The sequence below is a fragment of the Cupriavidus sp. SK-3 genome (assembly GCF_000611145.1).
In the GTDB taxonomy this organism is placed as follows: Bacteria; Pseudomonadota; Gammaproteobacteria; order Burkholderiales; family Burkholderiaceae; genus Cupriavidus.
This window is the reverse complement of the sequence record NZ_JFJV02000245.1, coordinates 1-4,144: the sequence shown is the minus strand read 5'-3', so window position 1 is coordinate 4,144 and position 4,144 is coordinate 1. Positions and strand designations below refer to the sequence as shown.

Below are 4,144 nucleotides of genomic sequence, written 5' to 3'. Positions count from 1 at the left end.
CAACGCGATTCGCGCGCGCATCACATCTCGCGGCGGCGCCGTCTTGCGCTCGATCAGCGATAACAGTTCCTGTCTTTCTTTCTTCGCCAACTTCACTGGCGTTGCATGGCGGCCTCGACTCATCCCGCCATGATATCCGAGGCAATTAATTATTCAAGCTATTTACGGGATGTTGTACTAGTCGTCGCGCGGACATCCGCTGCCGGTATTTCAGCAGCCTGTTAGGTAGCATTGACATGAGTTTGGCGAGCGAGTTCAGCTTGCCGCGTGCGGCTAAGTGCGTGCCGGCATGGTCCCATGAATATCCTTGCCAGGAAGCGACCACTCGCGCCAATGCCTCTCCCTGCAGGGGAAGCGTATTGGCCTGATCGCCCGTCGGATCTTTAATATCATAGAAGTTGTTGACTTCAGTGGTCGCGAGCACGCCGATGTCGGAGACCAAATCGAAGGCTGACGCGGAGAGCCGTCCCCATTTCCACGAACTACCCGACGGCGCCCGGAGCACAAGGCTTCCTGCGCTTGCGACGCATTTGGCTGGCTATTTCTTGACCCGCGCACGCTGAATGACTGTGAGTTCGCGTCCGAGCATCCTGAATTCTTCTCGGATCCTCCCGGAAAGCGGCGGCACCAAAAAGGGTCAATCCAGCTTATCCAGTTTTGATAGCAACAGGAGTCCGAAAATAAATCACTATCGTCCGCAATCTCTCACGCATTGATCAGCGCTTCACGCGATGTTGCCGGTGTGTCATGGGGTCGTCGAAGACCCCAGGATGGCGAGCGGCGAAAGGGGCCCGAGCGGGACCTTCGATGGAGTGTTTAGTCGCCGAGTAGAGGCCCATATAGGGCGCTGGAAGGAATCTTTGTCTGGTTCGCGTAGACCTGCGGTACAGAGCCAAAGACGATATGCTCGCGGTCGGCGAATTGCTTCGCTGTGGCTCGGCCAATCCCTGAGGAAACCCCTGTGACGAAAGCAACGAGTGGCTTGGACATTTTTAAACTCCAATCTGATGGGCTAAATTCGTCTGGGTTCAATGGCTGACCGCTGCCACAGGCGAAAGAATGTCGGCGACTGCTTTCGGGTCATCAACTTGAGGCCAGTGGTTAAGAGGCAGAAGGTGAAGTTCGGCGTGCTTGAACTGTTTGGCTAGGTCTTTGGCAACACCGACATTTAGGAACGGATCGCCTTTACCCCAAATCAGGGTCACGGGCATTTCGAGGCTTGCCAGTTGGTCCACTGCTTTGCGGTTCTCCTCAACGTTCTTGTTCAGGTCTCCGGTCATCAAGTTAAATCCACGGATCGAATCGAGTTTTTCGAAGTTTTCTTCGATCATCGGTAGCAGACTGCTCTTGACTTTTGCTCGGATTTTTTCAGGCGCATCGGCCACGAATTGGTTGGCCTGGTAGCTCAACAGCCAGTTCCGTAGAGTCGTGCTGCTCATGACTGCTTCGGCGGCGGGCTTGAGCCATCCGGTAGAGCTCAGTCGGATCAACTGCGGCAGCTTCAGGGTCGGCGTATCGGTGTAGTAGGTGTTGAGCAAGACGATCGCGCTGACACGGTCTTGGTGCTTGCGTGCGTAGTTGATCACCGCCGGGCCACCTGCGTCATGTGCCACTGGAATGAAGGACTTCAGGTGCAATGCGTCGGCGACCGCAGCAAGATCGGATTCCTGCTGGTCAAATGAATACTGGAAGGTGCCTGATTTTTCCGAATCTCCAAAGCCGAGGAAGTCAAACGTGATGACACGTTGGCCGCGCTCGGAAAGGATGGGCGCCAACTCGTCATAAATTCGATGGTTGTCTGGAAAGCCATGAACCATGACCATTGCCGGCTCCGCACCGGGATAGTCTTTCACGTAGATGGACTGACCTGCTCTCTGTATGCGAAGCTCGGTGGCCTCACCTGCCGATGCGGTAAAAGCTGCGGCGCCCACAGTGAACGCGACGAAAGGGCTAAGAAATTTTGAAAGTTTCATGATGATCTCCTTTGATAGGGGTCGAGAGTTAACGTACTGACAGGGGAGAAACAGGGTTGGAATTGGCGTCTGCACGGCGGGTCAGGTGTCTGGCTAGTTCAGACTTCTTTTGCCCAAACGGATCCCCCTTGGCGAAAGCGATGGCATTGATGGCGCCGAAGATCCCGAGTGTTCCTGCCATCACCCAGTAGAGTTCTGTGACGGCACCGTTGGCTTCAGCAAGGAGATACCAACCTCCCAGCGTGGCCACAAGCAGACGTGTCAGGCTGGCGACGACTGGCCAGAGGACTTTACCGGCCCCTTGGCTGGCGAAGTACAGCGACATGCCGAGTCCAAAGAAGACGTACATCGGCCCTGCGCGCCGGAGATAGCTCGCTCCGGCTTCTATCACTTGGGCGTCATTGCTGAAGAGTCCCATCCAGAGCTCGGGTACCAGCGCGGCAGCGATGCCGATCAGGCCCGTTACTGCCGCAGAGAGAGTGGCGGCAGTCCAAGCGATATGGCGGGCGCGCTCAATTTTTCCTGCACCGACGTTTACCCCAACCATCGTCACAGTCGCAGTTCCCACGGCGAACAACAGTGGGATGAGCAGGTAATCGAGGCGTGATGCCATGCCGTAGCCGGCGATCGCGCTCACACCGAACTTGCCAACGAGCCCAGTACATACGACCACCGTTGCGTTTGTTAGCAGAGTACCCACGGCGGAAAGTAGTCCTACACCCAAAATCGCTTTCATCAAACGCCACTCGATCCGTACGATTCGCAGGCGAACCGGTGAGCGCGGGGTCAGCATGAATATGACGAACGCAATAGTTGCGACCAGGTAGTAAACAATCATGGCGTAACCAGCCCCCGCGATGCCCAGGCGAGGAATGGGCCCCCATCCAAGGATCAGAGGCGGTGACAGCGCAAGCGTGAGGGCGGCGCCGACGGCCGTCAGTGTTGCTGGCACTTTGACATTGCCAGCCCCGCGCAACGCCGATGCAAGCAGGTTTGCGATCCAGATGGGTATTGCTGCGCCAAACACGAGGTTGGAGTACTCAAGCGCAGCGGCCAGCGCCGGCCCCTTTCCTCCCAGCGCCCTATACAGCGCCGGTCCACCAAGTGCTGCGGCGGCGGTAAATAGCGCTCCAAATGCGATGGCTACCACCACGGCATGCCAGACGAGGGCGTCTGCGTCATTGCGTCGGCCCGCACCCATGGCTCGGGCTATGGCCGAAGAGACGCCGCCGCCCAGGCCACCGTTGGACATCATGGTCATCAGCATCAGCAGGGGGAAGACCAGTGCGACCCCTGTAATGGCGTCGGTCCCCAAGAATCCGACGAAATAGGTCTCTGCGACACCAACGAGCGTTTGCACCGCAAGGACCACAAGAATTGGCCACGCCATTCGCAGAAGACGCGGGGTGATCGGGCCGGTCAACAGTGATTCATTCACGACTGTTATCCTTAAATAGTCACTTGCATTTTGCAAGTAAATTGAACTGTAGCATAATACTTGCAAAATGCAAGTGACTTCTTGTAGCAAGGAAAATGGCTATGAAATCGAGGAAAAGTGCGGCGGAGGTTGCGCGGCGGTCCGTTTGCCCAGTGGCCAGCTCGCTAGATGTCGTTGGCGACAAGTGGTCGCTGCTGATCGTGCGTGATATGCGCGAAGGCAAGCGCACCTACGGGGAATTTGCGGCCTCCCCCGAAGGGATACCGACGAACATCCTGGCCGATCGCCTGCGCCGCCTTGAGGAAGCGGGAATCGTGACGCGTGAAGCGTACCAGGAGCGCCCCGCGCGGTATGCCTATGCGCTCACGGACAAAGGCCAGGACCTGGGTGAAATACTGAACGCGTTTGTTCAGTGGGGCAAGAAGCATATTCCGGGGTCGTACACCTTCGAAGAGCTGGAGGCTCTGGGCCAATTTGGTCGCACGCCAACACCACAATCCAAAAAAATGCCGAAAATTTGAGAATTGGTGAAAGTCTGAGGCACGGAAAATCGAGTGACTGGTCCCGCCGGTACGTCGGTCGTATGAGTCGCTGGCGGTTGGATGTACGATCATGCTCGGCGCAGTCACCGCGGCCGCCAAAAGCGAGTGACTCTGTTCAGCCTGAAACGGTCAACCAGCCAGCGGACCCGAAGGACTGCTCTTGTTAAGGATTGTTTGATGCCTGCCCTCGT

Annotated in this window: 4 protein-coding genes and 1 pseudogene; 1 reads left to right on the top strand and 4 read right to left on the bottom strand. The window is 56.9% G+C overall.

The window, feature by feature from the left end; translation table 11 throughout:
• Positions 1-145 precede the first annotated feature (145 nt).
• The 4 genes and pseudogenes from CF70_RS36295 to CF70_RS25820 form a co-directional block, all read right to left on the bottom strand.
• Positions 146-442: a hypothetical protein gene (locus CF70_RS36295; RefSeq protein WP_152561921.1), complete on the bottom strand. Its 297-nt coding sequence runs from the start codon at positions 440-442 to the stop codon at positions 146-148.
• A 443-nt stretch (positions 443-885) separates the two neighbouring features.
• Positions 886-990, bottom strand: a pseudogene (locus CF70_RS38285) (short-chain dehydrogenase/reductase); the annotation flags it as partial.
• A 38-nt stretch (positions 991-1,028) separates the two neighbouring features.
• The gene (locus tag CF70_RS25825; protein ID WP_035871496.1) at positions 1,029-1,973 is read right to left on the bottom strand and encodes an alpha/beta fold hydrolase; all 945 of its coding nucleotides are present in this window, start codon (positions 1,971-1,973) and stop codon (positions 1,029-1,031) included.
• Between the two features lie 28 nt (positions 1,974-2,001).
• The gene (locus CF70_RS25820; RefSeq protein ID WP_235185214.1) at positions 2,002-3,411 is read right to left on the bottom strand and encodes an MATE family efflux transporter; all 1,410 of its coding nucleotides are present in this window, start codon (positions 3,409-3,411) and stop codon (positions 2,002-2,004) included.
• Between the two features lie 101 nt (positions 3,412-3,512).
• Here CF70_RS25820 and CF70_RS25815 point away from each other — a divergent pair, with 101 nt between their 5' ends.
• Positions 3,513-3,932: a winged helix-turn-helix transcriptional regulator gene (locus CF70_RS25815; protein WP_051648996.1), complete on the top strand. Its 420-nt coding sequence runs from the start codon at positions 3,513-3,515 to the stop codon at positions 3,930-3,932.
• Positions 3,933-4,144 lie beyond the last annotated feature (212 nt).

What these genes read in the sequence shown, in the direction of transcription:
- CF70_RS25825 (WP_035871496.1), bottom strand. Translation starts at nt 1,973, where the DNA reads ATGAAACTTTCAAAATTTCTTAGCCCTTTCGTCGCGTTCACTGTGGGC.
- CF70_RS25815 (WP_051648996.1), top strand. Translation starts at nt 3,513, where the DNA reads ATGAAATCGAGGAAAAGTGCGGCGGAGGTTGCGCGGCGGTCCGTTTGC.